General features: G+C 49.6%; 13 protein-coding genes. 11 read left to right on the top strand and 2 right to left on the bottom strand.

Annotated elements, in window-relative coordinates; genetic code table 11:
• Nucleotides 1-114: 114 nt before the first annotated feature.
• Together uvrD and trmL are read right to left on the bottom strand one after the other, a co-directional pair.
• Nucleotides 115-2,295, bottom strand: coding sequence for a DNA helicase II (uvrD, locus tag ACIDF8_RS01440; RefSeq protein ID WP_412008845.1), 2,181 nt, complete (start codon nucleotides 2,293-2,295; stop codon nucleotides 115-117).
• 242 nt (nucleotides 2,296-2,537) lie between these two features.
• Nucleotides 2,538-3,002, bottom strand: coding sequence for a tRNA (uridine(34)/cytosine(34)/5-carboxymethylaminomethyluridine(34)-2'-O)-methyltransferase TrmL (gene trmL, locus ACIDF8_RS01445; RefSeq protein WP_412008846.1), 465 nt, complete (start codon nucleotides 3,000-3,002; stop codon nucleotides 2,538-2,540).
• A gap of 141 nt (nucleotides 3,003-3,143) precedes the next feature.
• Between trmL and ACIDF8_RS01450 the strand changes: the two genes are divergently transcribed.
• The 11 genes from ACIDF8_RS01450 (at nucleotide 3,144) to gspM (ending at nucleotide 14,803) form a co-directional block, all read left to right on the top strand.
• Nucleotides 3,144-4,796 carry a GspE/PulE family protein gene (locus ACIDF8_RS01450; protein WP_412008847.1) on the top strand — a complete coding sequence of 551 codons (1,653 nt, stop codon included), beginning with the start codon at nucleotides 3,144-3,146 and terminating at the stop codon, nucleotides 4,794-4,796.
• Between the two features lie 5 nt (nucleotides 4,797-4,801).
• Nucleotides 4,802-6,016: a type II secretion system F family protein gene (locus ACIDF8_RS01455; RefSeq protein ID WP_412008848.1), complete on the top strand. Its 1,215-nt coding sequence runs from the start codon at nucleotides 4,802-4,804 to the stop codon at nucleotides 6,014-6,016.
• Nucleotides 6,017-6,150: 134 nt separating this feature from the next.
• Nucleotides 6,151-6,567, top strand: coding sequence for a type II secretion system protein (locus tag ACIDF8_RS01460; RefSeq protein ID WP_412008849.1), 417 nt, complete (start codon nucleotides 6,151-6,153; stop codon nucleotides 6,565-6,567).
• Complete coding sequence (locus ACIDF8_RS01465; protein ID WP_412008850.1) at nucleotides 6,561-7,037, top strand: pilus assembly FimT family protein; 477 nt, start codon at nucleotides 6,561-6,563, stop codon at nucleotides 7,035-7,037. Before ACIDF8_RS01460 ends, ACIDF8_RS01465 begins: the two co-directional genes overlap by 7 nt.
• 35 nt (nucleotides 7,038-7,072) lie before the next feature.
• Complete coding sequence (locus tag ACIDF8_RS01470) at nucleotides 7,073-7,696, top strand: type IV pilus modification PilV family protein (protein WP_412008851.1); 624 nt, start codon at nucleotides 7,073-7,075, stop codon at nucleotides 7,694-7,696.
• The gene (locus ACIDF8_RS01475; RefSeq protein WP_412008852.1) at nucleotides 7,680-8,471 is read left to right on the top strand and encodes a prepilin-type N-terminal cleavage/methylation domain-containing protein; all 792 of its coding nucleotides are present in this window, start codon (nucleotides 7,680-7,682) and stop codon (nucleotides 8,469-8,471) included. The genes ACIDF8_RS01470 and ACIDF8_RS01475 overlap by 17 nt, the downstream gene beginning before the upstream one ends.
• A gap of 29 nt (nucleotides 8,472-8,500) precedes the next feature.
• On the top strand, nucleotides 8,501-8,917 hold the full coding sequence (locus ACIDF8_RS01480) for a hypothetical protein (RefSeq protein WP_412008853.1): 417 nt from the start codon (nucleotides 8,501-8,503) through the stop codon (nucleotides 8,915-8,917).
• A 6-nt stretch (nucleotides 8,918-8,923) separates the two neighbouring features.
• Complete coding sequence (locus tag ACIDF8_RS01485) at nucleotides 8,924-11,974, top strand: DUF6701 domain-containing protein (protein WP_412008854.1); 3,051 nt, start codon at nucleotides 8,924-8,926, stop codon at nucleotides 11,972-11,974.
• Nucleotides 11,975-12,269: 295 nt separating this feature from the next.
• A complete protein-coding gene (locus ACIDF8_RS01490) occupies nucleotides 12,270-13,208 on the top strand; it encodes a hypothetical protein (protein WP_412008855.1) in 939 nt (312 codons plus the stop codon).
• Nucleotides 13,205-14,086: a PilN domain-containing protein gene (locus ACIDF8_RS01495; RefSeq protein WP_412008856.1), complete on the top strand. Its 882-nt coding sequence runs from the start codon at nucleotides 13,205-13,207 to the stop codon at nucleotides 14,084-14,086. The genes ACIDF8_RS01490 and ACIDF8_RS01495 overlap by 4 nt, the downstream gene beginning before the upstream one ends.
• A 3-nt stretch (nucleotides 14,087-14,089) precedes the next feature.
• Nucleotides 14,090-14,803: a type II secretion system protein GspM gene (gene gspM, locus ACIDF8_RS01500; protein ID WP_412008857.1), complete on the top strand. Its 714-nt coding sequence runs from the start codon at nucleotides 14,090-14,092 to the stop codon at nucleotides 14,801-14,803.

The raw sequence follows: 14,803 nt of genomic DNA on the forward strand, positions 1-14,803 counted from the left end.
GAGGCGGGAAGATGCCAGGGACCATCTGTGTATGGCCGCCCAGTCCATGGCACTAAACCTTGAAAACCGCTGGCTTTACCTGTGGGATTGCTTTGGTCAAGCGCAGATATTCCTTCAGATTTTTTCCAGCTTGGCGTATTCCAACATGAGCGTTTTCAGGCCGGCACTGCCAAAATTCACTTTGACGGCCAGATCACTGGCATTACCTTCATAGCTGACTACCACGCCTTCGCCAAACTTGCTGTGACGCACACTTTGACCAATCTTAAACGGATAATTGGCTTGCGCGCTGGCTGGTTGCGCGGCTGGCATGGCGTATTGACCGCCGGCAGCGTAAGGTTTGGCGACTGGTTTGCTATTCAAACGTTTGGTAAGGTCGGCCGGGATTTCATCGACAAAACGCGAGGGAATGCCATAACGGACTTGCCCATGCAGCATGCGGCTTTGGGCATAGGTCAGGTACAAGCGCTGGCGGGCGCGTGTGACGGCGACGTACATCAGCCGCCGCTCTTCTTCGAGGCCGCCATTTTCGTAGGCCGCCTGTTCGTGTGGGAACAGGCCTTCTTCAACACCGCTGATAAACACACTTTGAAACTCCAGGCCTTTGGCCGCATGCACGGTCATCAGTTGCAGCGCCTCATGGCCAACGTCGGCCTGGTGGTCACCGGCTTCGAGGCTGGCGTGGTTCAGGAACTGGGTCAGCAGGTCGGCATCTTCTTCCATATTGTGGTGGTTGCCTAAGTCCTGTTTGCTGAAGGCGACAGCAGCAGTTACCAGTTCTTGCAAGTTTTCAATGCGGTCTTCGCCCTCTTTGTCGGCTTGGTAATGCGCCATCAGGCCACTCAGGTTGATGACCATTTCTGCCATCTCACCCAGGGTGATGCCGTAGCCTTGGTCAACCATTTGCCGGATCAAGGCAACAAACCCATCCAGGCCTTTGCTACCGAGTTTGCCTTCACCGACTTTATTCGTTGCCGCTTGCCACAGGCTACATTCGTTCTGGCGGGCAGCTTCTTGCAATTGCTCCAGGCCGCGTGCGCCGATGCCGCGGGGCGGGAAGTTAATAATGCGCAGCAGGGCAGTGTCGTCATTGGCATTCGCAATCAAGCGCATGTAGGCCAAGGCATGTTTGACTTCCGCGCGTTCAAAAAAGCGCAGGCCGCCATAAACCCGATAGGGGATATTGGCTGAAAACAGTGTGTGTTCAAGAATGCGTGACTGCGCATTACTGCGGTAGAGCAGGGCCATCTCGCCCAAAGGCACCCCTTCTTTTTGCAGCATATTGACTTCATCGACAATGAATTGCGCTTCGTCAGTATCGTTATAAGCCTCATAAATACGAATCGGCTCGCCTTTGCCTGCCGAGGTCCACAGGTTCTTACCCAGACGGTTGCGGTTATTGGCAATGATGGCATTGGCGGCATCGAGAATATTGCTGTGCGAACGGTAGTTTTCCTCGAGCTTGACGATATTCTGCACGTTGAAGTCACGCTGGAAATCATTCATATTGCCAACGCGTGCGCCGCGGAAGGCGTAAATGCTCTGGTCGTCATCCCCAACAGCAAAAATACTGTTATGCGCGCCGCCTAACAGTTTTAACCACAAGTATTGCAGGCGATTGGTGTCCTGAAACTCATCGACCAGAATATATTGAAAGCGTTGCTGGTAATGTGCGCGGATATGCGGTTCTCGCTCTAGCAGCTCATAGCAGCGTAGCAACAACTCGGCAAAATCAGCCACGCCTTCGCGGTTGCATTGCTGGTCATAAGCCGCATAAATCTCGCGTAATTTCTGGCTATGCCCGTCGTAGGCATCCACGGTCTCTGCGCGCAAACCTTCTTCTTTGCAGCTGTTGATGTAGCCCATCACTTGCTTAGGTGGATACTTTTCATCATCCACATTCATCGCTTTCATCACGCGTTTGATGGCAGAAAGTTGGTCGGCGGTATCTAAAATCTGAAAGGTATTCGGCAAGCCTGCTTCACGGTAATGGGCGCGTAACATGCGGTTACACAAGCCGTGAAACGTGCCAGCCCACATGCCACGGGTATTAATCGGTAACATGCTGGTCAAGCGCGTCAGCATTTCCTTGGCAGCCTTGTTGGTAAAGGTCACCGCCATCAAGCCCATCGGAGAGGTTTGACCGGTTTGAATCAACCAGGCAATCCGGGTAGTTAGTACACGCGTTTTACCACTGCCGGCGCCCGCCAAAATCAGTGCAGAAACATGCGGCAGGGTGACCGCTTGCAGTTGTTTATCGTTAAGGCCTTGGAGCAAGTTGTTTTCAGAATACATAGCGTTATTATCGCATGATGCTGGGAGATGGCGCAGTCTAAGCATGCCATTCTGTGAGGTAAAAGGCGCCGTTCATATTTTGCTGGAACTTTTCAAAGCCGCGCATACTCATACAAGTACGATGATGATGAGTCATCTTTCCGCTTCTTTCCTCCCTGAGCGGAAGCCTTTACGATGAGGCCTGTTGCCCCGATTTACCCCTTAATCGGGGCTTTTTTTGTCTATTGGTTTTAGAGGCTGATTTACACGCCGCCGGTAAAGCCCACTTGCCGCCAGGCTTCATAAAGCAAAATTGCCGCCGAATTGGATAGATTGAGGCTGCGGCTATGTGGCAGCATTGGTAACCTCACTCTATGCTCAGCGGCAAATTGGGCGCGGATTTCTTCGGGTAAGCCGCGTGATTCTGGACCAAATACAAATACATCTTCATCTTTAAACTGCAAATCTGTATGGCGCGTACTGCCTTTGGTTGTTAAAGCAAACATCCGTTTGCCGTTTAAGGCCTGCAGGCATTCTGCCCAGTTTTCATAGACCGTGAGTTCTGCATACTCGTGATAATCCAAGCCGGCCCGTTTTAAGTGTTTGTCTGAAAGCTCAAAGCCCAGCGGTTTGACCAAATGCAGTTTGGCACCGGCATTGGCACATAAGCGGATGATATTGCCAGTGTTTGGCGGAATTTCTGGTTCGAAAAGCACGATATGAAACATGTTTGGCTGCTTGTTTGCTTGCGCAAGGGTAATGTGACGGTGATATGATAGTCGAGAAAGTCTATCAAGATAAATAATTACAACGCCATGGCTCGTCCCGAGAAAATTAGATTAGGTGAAATTCTGGTCAGACAGAATTTCATGACCCAAGCTGAGTTGGATCAGGCGCTGGAAGAACAGCGCAAGACTGGCCGCCGCCTGGGGCGTGTGATTGCTGAAAAAGGGTATGCCAACGAGCGGCAAATTGCCGAAGCTGTTGCTCATCAGCTCAATATCCCTTTTCTCGACCTTGGCCAGTATGAGCTGGATACCAAGCAGGTTCAAAAACTCCCCGAGGTTCAAGCACGCCGCTTTAGGGCTATTTTGCTCGAAGAACGTCCTGACAGTTTTCTGGTGGCGATGGTGGATCCCTCAGATGTTTATGCTTATGACGAGCTAATCAGGTTACTCCGCCGGGACATCGATATTGTCGTGGTGCAAGAGAGTCTGCTCATGCAGACCATAGACCGCTCCTATCGCCAAACCGAACAGATTTCTTCACTGGCGCTTGAGTTGCAAGAGGACCTGGCCGACAGCAATGCCGATATCTCAAGCATGATGGGCGTAGACCTGGGTGTAGATGATGCCCCTGTGGTCAAGCTGTTGCAGACGATCTTTGAAGATGCGGTGCAAGTGCGCGCTTCAGACGTGCACATCGAGCCACAAGATAACAAACTGTTGATCCGCTTCAGGATCGATGGTGTCATGCATTTTCAAACCCAGGCCGATATCAAGATTGCGACTGCACTGGTCATGCGGCTTAAGATCATGGCTGGCTTGGATATCTCTGAAAAACGGTTGCCACAAGATGGCCGTTTTGGCTTCTCGGTCAAAGGTAAAGCCGTTGATATGCGTATTTCCACCATGCCAACACAGTATGGTGAAACGGTGGTCATGCGTCTGCTGATTCAAAACACTGCGCACTTCCAGCTGGATAAATTGGGCATGCCGCCCGCTTTGCTCGCCCGTTTTAGAAAAATGATTAACCGCCCCAGTGGCATGGTGTTGGTCACCGGGCCTACCGGCAGTGGTAAAACAACCACCTTGTACTCAGCATTGAGTGAGCTTAATACTCCCGAGACCAAAGTCATTACGGTGGAAGACCCTGTCGAATACCGTCTGCCTGGGATTATTCAGACGCAGGTTAACGAAAAAATCGAGTTGGATTTTCCCAAGTTATTACGCGCGATTTTGCGGCAAGACCCCGACATTGTGCTGGTCGGCGAGATGCGGGATGAGGAAACTGCGCAAACCGGTCTGCGTGCTTCTATGACGGGTCACCTGGTGCTTTCTACCTTGCACACTAATGACGCGTCTACTGCGCCTGTAAGGTTGATTGACATGGGGGTGCCGCGCTTTATGGTGGCGATGTCTTTGCTGGGTGTGATGGCGCAGCGGCTGGTTAGGCTGGTTTGTCCGCATTGCGCTGTCGAGCACACGCCTACTGAGAATGAGTCGGTGTGGCTGAGTCAGGTATTGCCAGAAGGAAATGTGACGACCAATTTCCGCCATGGCAAAGGCTGCCAACACTGCAACCGTACGGGCTATCTGGGCCGTGTGGGCTTGTATGAATTTCTTGAGATGACGGATGAACTGGCAATGGCTGCCAACATGCCAGACACCAATATCTTTATCAAAAAAGCGCGTGAACGCCTCAAAGGTAAAACCCTGCGCGACCAATCCTTGCAACTGGCGGTTGAAGGTAAAACCACGCTTGAAGAAATCATGCGTGTCGATAACCAGTTTGAAGAATAACGTCTATGCCATTATTTGAATACAAGGGGCGTACCGAAGATGGCATGATGGTAACCGGCGTGCAGGAAGCCGCGGATGCTGATGCGTTGGGCGCTGCTTTAATTGGCACCAGAATTACCCCGGTTGAGATTAAGCCGAAAAAAGCAGGCGCGGTGGCGATTAACCTGTTTGAAGAAAAAATTACCAGTCTTGAGGTGATGATTTTCAGCAAACAAATGTATACGCTGCTTAAAGCTGGTATCCCAATTATGCGCGCCCTCTCTGGCATTCAAAGCTCAGTAGGCAACCCCAAGCTGGCGCAAGTGGTGGGTCAACTGCGCGTGGGCCTGGACTCAGGCCGTGAATTGTCAGTGGCGATGACTGAGCATCCAAAAGTCTTCGATAGTTTTTATATCAGTATGATTCGGGTCGGCGAGACGACGGGTAATTTGGATAATATTTTTCTGCGCCTGTCTGAGCATATCGAGTTTGACCGCTTTATGCGTGGGCAAATCAAATCGGCTTTGCAATATCCCATGTTTGTACTCACTGCAATGGCAATTGCGATTGTGGTGATTAACGTTATGGTGATCCCGCAGTTTGAAAAAGTGTTTGCCAGCATGCATGCCGATTTGCCATTTATCACCAAAATGCTGATTGCATTTTCAAACTTCATGCGCAATTACTGGTTTGTGCTGATCGGCATCATTGCCGCGGCAGGCTGGTCATTTAAAACGTATGTTAAAACGACAAGTGGCCGGTCAAACTGGGATCGGATCAAAATGCGTATCCCGATTGCCGGTAAGATTATTTTTAAAGGCACCATGGCGCGTTTTGCGCGTAGTTTTGCGTTGTCTACTCGCAGTGGTTTACCCATTCTGTCAGCGTTAAGGCTGGTGTCACAAACCGTCGAAAATGACTATATTTCAGCAAAAATTTTAAGCATGTCTGCCGGTATTGAGCGTGGTGAAACCATACTCAGAACAGCCACGCAAACTGGAGTTTTTAATTCACTTGTCTTACAAATGATTGCGGTGGGTGAGGAGTCTGGTTCATTAGATACGCTTATGCAAGAAGTTGCAGATATGTATCAGGCAGATGTTGAGTACGATGTGAAAACTCTGGGTGCGCAGATTGAACCTATTTTGATTGTATTTCTGGGTGTGCTTGTTCTGATACTTGCATTGGGGGTATTTTTACCTATTTGGGATATGAGTTCAGTAATGCTCAAAGGTGGGTGATTTGAGCTTCTCTGCAGTTTTCAAGAGAATGGACCAAAATTGTCTGGCATAGTATTTGCTAATAAAAATTTAACGCAGTGTTAACCTGCCACTGTGATAAGAACGGCAGGGCATTTTGATTAGGAGTTTGAGTGATGAAAAAACAAGCTGGTTTTACATTAGTTGAATTGGTGGTTGTGATCGCGGTTCTTGGTATTTTGGCAGCAACAGCATTGCCAAGATTTATCAATGTTCAAGCAAATGCGCAAAAGGCAGCAGCGCAAGGATTAGCTGGAGCGCTCTCATCAGCTGCAAGTTTGGCAAAGGCGGCTTGGATGGCAGGTGGCGCATCAGGTACAAGCGTACAAATGGATAGTTCTTCCGTCACAGTAAGTAATACCACAGGATGGCCAGTTTCTACCGCTGCTGGCATTGATGCTGCTATTCAAGATCGAGCAGGTTTTACATTTAATGCGGGAACTGGTGCTGATAACGCTACTTATACAAAAGGCACTTGTACAATCACTTACAACCCATCTACTGGTTTGGCGACTTTAGGTAATGCGTGTTAACAAGACTAGACTTTGGCATGAAGGGATTTACTATTGTCGAGCTAGTGGTTGTGATTTCAATTATGGGAATACTGGCGGCGGTAGCTGCACCCAGATTTGTCAATGGTGACATCTTCGAAACCCGCGGTGACGCGGGTTTACTTTCATCTACATTACGCTATGCGCAAAAAACGGCGATTGCCCAGCGTCGGAATGTGTATGTGATTCATAATAATGCGATACCAGATACGGTCAGCTTATGTTTTGATACCGCCTGCAATCAGGCAGTGATCAATCCTGAGACGACTGCTGCATACGTGTTCACAAGCAGTAAAAATGTGGATATCACTTCGGACAATGCCAGTCTTGGGTTTGATTCGCTTGGTCGTGCAGTCCCGAACTCAACGGTGAGTTATCAAGCGACCAATAGAAAAAACAATGTGCAGTCGGTGACCGTGACTGTCGAGGCAGATACTGGATATATACACTGATTAGTTCACCAGTACTTCCAGACTGGATAATAACAATGCATCACAACAAACATCACTCTTACAGACAACCAGGCAAACCGTGCATGCGCTTGCAAGCGGGTTTTTCATTGGTAGAGATGGTGGTGTTTATGGTGATTGTCACCACAGCCATCGCGGGTGTTATCGGTGCGCTGTCTTTTATGGGGCGACATTCTGCTGATCCGCTAGCGCGCAAGCAGGCAATCGCCATTGCTGAGTCGCTGATGCAAGAAGTCCAGCAGATGCCTTTTACATTCTGTGACCCGGATGACCCGAATGCCTCTACAGCAACGAGTTATGGCGATTGTACCAATCCACAAAATGCGACCTTAAATGGCCCCACACCCTCTACAGAGAGCCGTTACAGTGCCACCGATCCATTTGATAATGTGGCTGATTATGGCGGTTTTGCCATGCCTGGCAGTGGCTGTGCCGGGATTTGCCGCATTGGTAACGCGACGGCGTTACCGGGCTTAAATCCTTACGCGGCATCCGTTGCCATTACTCAGGCGGGTGGGAGCGGCGCTTTTGCTGCGCTGCCAGCAGATGCGGTGTTACAGATTGTGATTACGGTGACAGGCCCCGCCGATACTACCATCCGGCTGACTGGATACAGGGTTCGTTATGCGCCGAGAATTTAACCAGCCCAAATCTGCTGTCTCAGGCTTCACCTTGGTGGAGTTGGTCATTGTTATTGTGGTGATGGCAATTCTGGGTGGCATTTCTGTCACCTTTATCAAAAATTCCGTTTTAGCTTATGTGAATTCCGAGGCTTATTATGAGCTCGCCGATCGCGCCGATATCTCATTGCGCCGCATGTCACGCGATATCCGCAACGCTTTGCCCAATAGTGTCTGGGTGGCCGGGGATAATTCCTATGTAGAATTTGTGCCGATCAAAGCTGGTGGCCGCTACCAGCAGGATACGCTGGATTTTGTCAGTGCGAATGACACTTTTAACGTACTTGGCGACCCTGTGCCTTCAGTGGTTGCGGGTGACCAGTTAGTCATTTATAACCTTGGCATTCTAGCGGCGGATGTGTATGCAGGTGATACGATTCGCTCCCTAACCAGCACAGGCACTAATCTCAGCACGCTTACATTTAGCGGTTCCGCCTTTCCATTGCCTTCTCCAGGGAGCCGTTTTTATGTGGTGAACGGGGCCGTGTTCTATGTATGCGATTTAGCCAACCGCCGCCTATTGATGTATTCCAATTACGCGATTCCCTCTGCACATCCATCAAACTTTGCCGGACTCACCCCAAGTATCGTGGCGCAAGATGTCACCGGATGCAGTTTTACTTATACAGAAGGTGTCATGCAGCATAGCGGCGTGGTGACAGCACAGCTTGAGCTCACGAAAAATGGTGGCGTTGTGCACCTGGTTAACCTGATTAATGTGGTGAATTCGCCATGAAAAATACGCTTCATCGCATAAAAGGATTTATGCTGCCTGTGGCAATCTTCTTAATGGTGATATTGGCCTCGCTGGTAGGCTATTCCATGCGGCTGTCATTGTTGGCCAACCAAGGCACAATACAGGATGTGCAAGGGGCGCAAGCTTACCTGGCGGCCAAGGCTGGTGTGGAGTGGGCGGCTTATCAGGTGATTGCGCCGGGGACGACCACAATGAAATCTTGCCCCACGCCGCCTGATCCGTTTACGATTAATGGCTTTAACATTGCATTGACATGTAATCAAACAAACCCGATGCCGCAAGACCGGGCAGGGACACAGAATATCGGCATGTATACCATTACCGCGACCGCCTCAAAAGGGGTGGCTGGCGCGCTTGATTATATTGAGCGCAAAGTCACAGTGAGCTTGAGTCGTTGCCTGATGGGTACAGAAGAGTGTAGTTAGAGGAAAATGACCGTGTTTAGATGGAAGCATGCAACAGTGATATGGCTTTTGTGTCTGGTCAGCTTGTTTTCTGCTGAAGCGACAAAAGCGGCAACCGTTACTTTAAACGCCAACGGCGGTTCTGACTCTTCAAATGGGTTGAAAATCTTCATCAATGATAACTCCCAAATTCAAGTGCAAAGGCTCAATAGTAGCGGCCAGCTTTATCAACCTGATCGAACGCCAGCTAATAGTCGGTTAGATAACGGGATTTATATTCGTGGCAATAATACTATTTATGGCCCCGATCACTTTGCCTACAACGCGCCAGGAAGCTATACAGCGCAAGCAATGACAGCGGTGACGCCAGCTAACGCATCCGCTGGAAATGCGCAGACAACCCGTTCGCAGTTCACTGTTCCTGCGAACAATATCGGCGGCGGTCCACAAATCACTATCGATTGGAGTTATACCTATCCCTATGACTTTGTGACTGCAAAGGTCACGATTAATATTCCTTTGTTGTATCCAGTCAGCTCCAGTAATCCAGTGCGTTATTATCATGTGGTGGATACCTATTTGGGTGGCTCTGACTGTGGATGTGGTGTTCGTTACGTCGATACCAACGGCAAACAGGTCGCCGGGACTTATCCTTATGCAGGTAGCTGCTCTTCAGGAAGTGGAAATACGAATGTTCAGTGCCCTTCTAGTACAAGTTTGCCTGCCAACCTGGATGTGGTTGAGAGTTTCAGGGAGCGGGATGGGAAATTTGGCCGTTATTGTGTAGGCAATTACCAAACATTCTGGTCGAATGACAATTCCGTCGCCTGTGCGATCGCCAAAACAGGCCAATTGGGGAATACAGTCAATACCACTTTAACAGACACAGGCGCTGCGATTGAATACGACTTTACATCGCCTGGAACATACACATTCAGCTATGACTTTGTGGTTGGCTCAACCCTGGTGCCCGATTATGATCATCTGGAAATCCGCCACCCTGGCAGTTCCTCTTTATGTCCGGTCGATATTCAGGTCATGGCTTGTTTGGTTTCTACCATGCCTTGTCCGGATAACCAGTTAATCAATTCAGGTAGCCTTACGGGGACGCTGACCATTTCTCCCAGCTCTCCAACCGTCACGGTGACACCGGACGCCCAGTTCGACGTTGGGAGTGACCGCACCATTGACACCATTACCTTACAAGGTAGCGCTGCAGCTACTTATACCTTTGGAGCGACGGGCCTCAGCAAAGGGCCGATGAATGGCATCAAGTGCTGGAACACGGCAAATAATTCGCAAAGTTGTAGTTTTACCATGACGAACACGGCGTGTGTGAATACGTTTGAGTGTATGGAAAGTGCCCCCATTAAATATAACAACCTAAAAGCTGACTCATCTAAGCGTAACCCACTCTACACCAAGGTGCTTGGTCAGTCTTTTGATGTTGAGGTGGTTGCCGTACTTGCCAATGGTGAACAGTCCAACGGCTACAATTCGTCTGGTTTAAAAGTTGATTTGGTCACCGATAGTAATAACACCTGCAGTACGAACATCATCGCGACCAAGTCTGTTAGCTTCATGGCTTCGGATGGCGGGCATAAAACAGTGACATTCAACGCCTCAGATGTGAAGCAAGCATATACCAAGGTGCGTTGTCAGGTGAGTGACGCCGGTCAGAACAAATCGGGTTGTTCTTCTGATAACTTTGCCATTCGGCCGCAGTCCTTTACAGTTTCAACTACGAACACAAGCCTCTCGTCTACTACCCCCTCGCCGACCTATACTTACAAGCTTAAGGCAGGCACAGATAGTTTTAACTTAACAGCTGTGACTGGTGAAAGCGGCTATAACGGAACCCCTTCTATAGATACGTCAAAAGTCTATCAGCATGATGGTGTAGTGACGATGGGGCAGATTAGCTATGACCCTATAACTCCTAACAAATTTCCTGCGGCCAGTAGTGGCACCAGTAGCAGTGATAGTTTTAAGTACAGTGAGGTTGGCTTTTTTCAATTTGCAGCCCAAGGGGTCTATGACGATACTTTTACCGCTGTAGATAAAGCTAATGGAGATTGTGATAATGGCGGATTTGATAATACCGGCACGGGTACCCCCAAGAAATATGGCTGCAATTTTGGCAATACCGCTGCAAGTAGTTTTTTTGGCAGATTCATTCCGAATAAGTTTGTGATCACGACAGGGGGGAGCAAGCAAGCTTGTAGTACTTTTGTCTACTATAATCAGGATACCAGCACCAAAGCTGGTTTGGAGATACCATTTACCATTACTGCCCAGAATGGGTATGGGGCGACCACGACATATTACACAGGCACGGGACCCAGCAGTTATGCCAAGTTCAATAATCCAAGTGCTTGGGCAAACTTTAATTTCTCAACTAACCCTCCGCTGGTAGGTGGGACATTAAGTCAAAGTGTCCATAGTCCTGCGCTACAGGGGGGGTGGTCTGGCGGGAAAGCGGCGATGACCGCAAGATTTAACGTGACACGTCCTGCAAGCCCTATTGCAGAGCAAACCTTTTCGGTGACGACACGCGTACAGGATTCCGATGGCGTTGCAACCGATCCTGCCACGATTACTTTATCAAGTGCCACCTACCGTTATGGACGAGTTGCCATTACGCCTGCGCATGGCTCTGAGTTATTGCCGTTGATTGTTCCCGTTGAAGTGCAGTACTGGGGTGGCGGTGGGTATCGCCGCAGTTCAGACGATACGTGCACCAGCTTTCCACTGAATACCATCGCCATGAAAAACTACAGAGGCAATCTTAATGCCTGTGAAACCGTGTTGAGCGTGAACAGTGCCATGAATAATGGGGTTATGAGTTTGCGCTTGAGCGCTCCGGGCGTGTCGGGCACAACACCCAATACAGGGAGTGTAGATCTTGATCTCAATTTTGGTAGTGCCGACGGAGATCGTACTTGTACCAGTAGTGTTCAGTCTAACGCCGCTGACGGGACAGATGGTTTGGGGGGGTGGTTTGGCGCAGACCCTAGTGCGCGTGCCACCTTTGGTATTTATAAGGCACCTATCATATACATGCGCGAGAACTTTTAGTTGATATCAGTCCTCGCCTATACAAAACCACCTAAATCAGGTGGTTTTGTCGTCTTATTCCTGCATTTGATCTCCATTTTCAGGCACTAAAGTTGCTCGCATATATTGGGCGTAGCTGCAGGGTCTATTTTCTGACCATGGGGTGATGGATGATCACTTAAGTCATTTTGCGCATAAGAAGATGATTTGATACGTAACTTTTTTGTGTATACTAATTTGTGATGGTGCTTGAAGTAAGTGCTGTTGTGCTTTGATTTTAAATAATAAAGTGACTATAAAAGACTGGCAATTTTATATGCAATGGTTTAAACGACAAAAGAACAAGCAGCAGGTGGGGGTGAGTTTTACCGACATGCATGTGAGTACTGTTGCCTTGACGCCGCCTGCGGAAGGGGCCAAGCCCGTTGTTTCATTTGCGACAGTTGAGCAAATACCGATGGATGCCACGTCCACATTACGTCACTTTGTGACCAAAAATGACCTGAAGTCTTTACCGTGCAATCTGGTACTCAATGTGGACCAGTACAACATCGTGCAAATTGACAAGCCCAATTTGCCCGATGATGAAGTGAAACCAGCGTTGCGCTGGAAGCTCAAGGGGCTACTTGATTATGCGGTAGAACAAGCGGTGGTGGATGGAGTTGATCTGCCTTCGGATCCTTCTGTGGCTAACCGCCAAGCGCTGATGCTGGCGATTTGTGCCAAAAAAGCCACCGTGACCGGGGCGGGTAACCACTTGGTAAATGCCGGATTCAACTTGCGTTCAATAGATGTACACGCACTGGCACAGCGCAACATTGCCCATTTGCTGGAGCATGAAGACCGTGCGCTGGTGATGGTGAGTATCTTGCCACGCGGCTGCCTGATTACGTTTACAGCAAAAGGCGAGTTGTACCATACCCGGTTGATCGAGCTTGACCGCGACTTTTTGAACGACAGGGATGAAATATTCAGGACTAATTTTGATAAATTGGTGCTTGAGTTGCAACGCTCGCTGGATAGCTTTGACCGCCAGTTTCCTTTCTTGAGCTTGAACCGTATGGTGGTGGCACCCGTCGTGCACCGTGATTATCTGGTGAGTGGCTTGAGTTCCAGCCTCTATGTCCCCGTCAATGTATTTAACCTCGAAGATATTGTCGAGCTACCTGCCAACCAAGACTTTTCCAGCATGGAGAAACAGGCAATGCTCATGCCTGCTTTAGGCGCAGCCTTGCGTCAGGAGGCAGTCGTATGAGTCAGCAGATTAACCTGTATGAAGGCGGTGGCGTCAAAGCCAAGGAGTGGTTTAGTCTGCCGATGGTGGCTGCAGTCTATGTGCTGGCCGCGGTGGTAATGTATTACTTTTATACCGGGCTCGCTGCTGAAAACGAGCAATTGCAAGTGCAGCGTAACCAAGCCGTTGCGCAGTATGAAAACCTGCAGAAAAAAGTCGAGGAGTTTTCGCAAAAGGCGAAACCTATCGATAACAGCAAGCTTGAGGCGGAGTTAAAAACGCTCAAAGCACAACTCGAGATGCAGACCCAGATTCTGGCTATTTTCCAACAGTCCATTTCAGAACAATCGGCACAACTGGTCGATTACATGCGTGCCTTTACCGGGCAACAGCAACCTGGCGTCTGGTTAACTGGGTTTAAAGTTGAGCCTGCCGTCGAGCACTTGACGCTTGCCGGGCAAGCGTTACAGTCCGAAGATATTCCAGCCTATCTGGATTTGCTCTCTCATCAGGCTGTATTTGCCGGGACCGAGTTCTCCGGTATCCAGTTCAAACAACTCGAATTACACCCACCGCAGTCGCGTTCTGGCGGAAATGCTGCGGCCCCTCCAGCGGTTCCGATGCCTGCGCCAGCGGCAGAGGTTGCCACCGCCTCACCAGCAGGGAAAGACGGGGGAGCTGCACCAGTGACGCCAGCCTCAACCGCGCCTAATCAACAAAGCGCCACTGCCGCTTCGACTCAGGCGACACCGGCGTTGGCTGGACTCAAAGTGTATGCCTTTGAAGTCAAAGGCCGTGATACACAAATCATGAACAAACGCGTGAATGGCATGAGTTGGGACGAATTTGTGCGCCAGACGGTGCCATCACAGCCTGATAAACAGCGCGGGGGACAGTAAGGCATGCGATCTGAAAAACTACAGGCTATCAGTCACAAATGGCAAGCGCTCTCCATGCGTGAACGCTGGATGCTGTTTGGCACCGGCTTGTTTGCCGTGGTGGGCTTGATGGATACCTTTTTGCTGGAGCCGCAGCGGGTGCAACTGGCTAGTACCCAGCAAGAAATTCTCAAGATACAAAACGATACGACGACCCTGACCGAGCAGCTGACCAAGATCGCAGCCCAGGCAGTGCCGCAGCCAGCGACGCAGGCGTTTCAGCAGGAGATTGATGACACTAGGCAAAAAATGGCGAGTCAGGCAGATGAGTTACTTAAAGTTTCTGCCTTTATGGTCCCTCCGCAAGCCATGGTGGAGATGCTGAAAAAACTGTTGCAAAAGCATACCGATGTGCAAGTGATCGAAATGCAATCCTTGCCCGTGGTGGATTTTATTGAAACGCGCAGAAAGGCATTGCAATCGCAGGCCGCGCCAGGCACTGAGGCGTCCGCGACCTCGGAGGAAGCTTGGAAAAACATGCCGCATGTCTACCAGCATGCCGTGAAAGTCCACTTAAAAGGACATTATTTCGCATTGATGGCCTACAGTAAATCACTGAAAGCGATTGGCCGCCAGCTGGCGTGGGAAAATGCCGAGCTTAAAGGCGGCTATCCTGAAAGTGAATTGATTTTTCAAGTGTATACCCTGAGTGGTGAGAATGCATGGTTGGGGATATAG

Source organism: Methylophilus sp. 3sh_L, assembly GCF_046766015.1.
Classification (GTDB): domain Bacteria; phylum Pseudomonadota; class Gammaproteobacteria; order Burkholderiales; family Methylophilaceae; genus Methylophilus.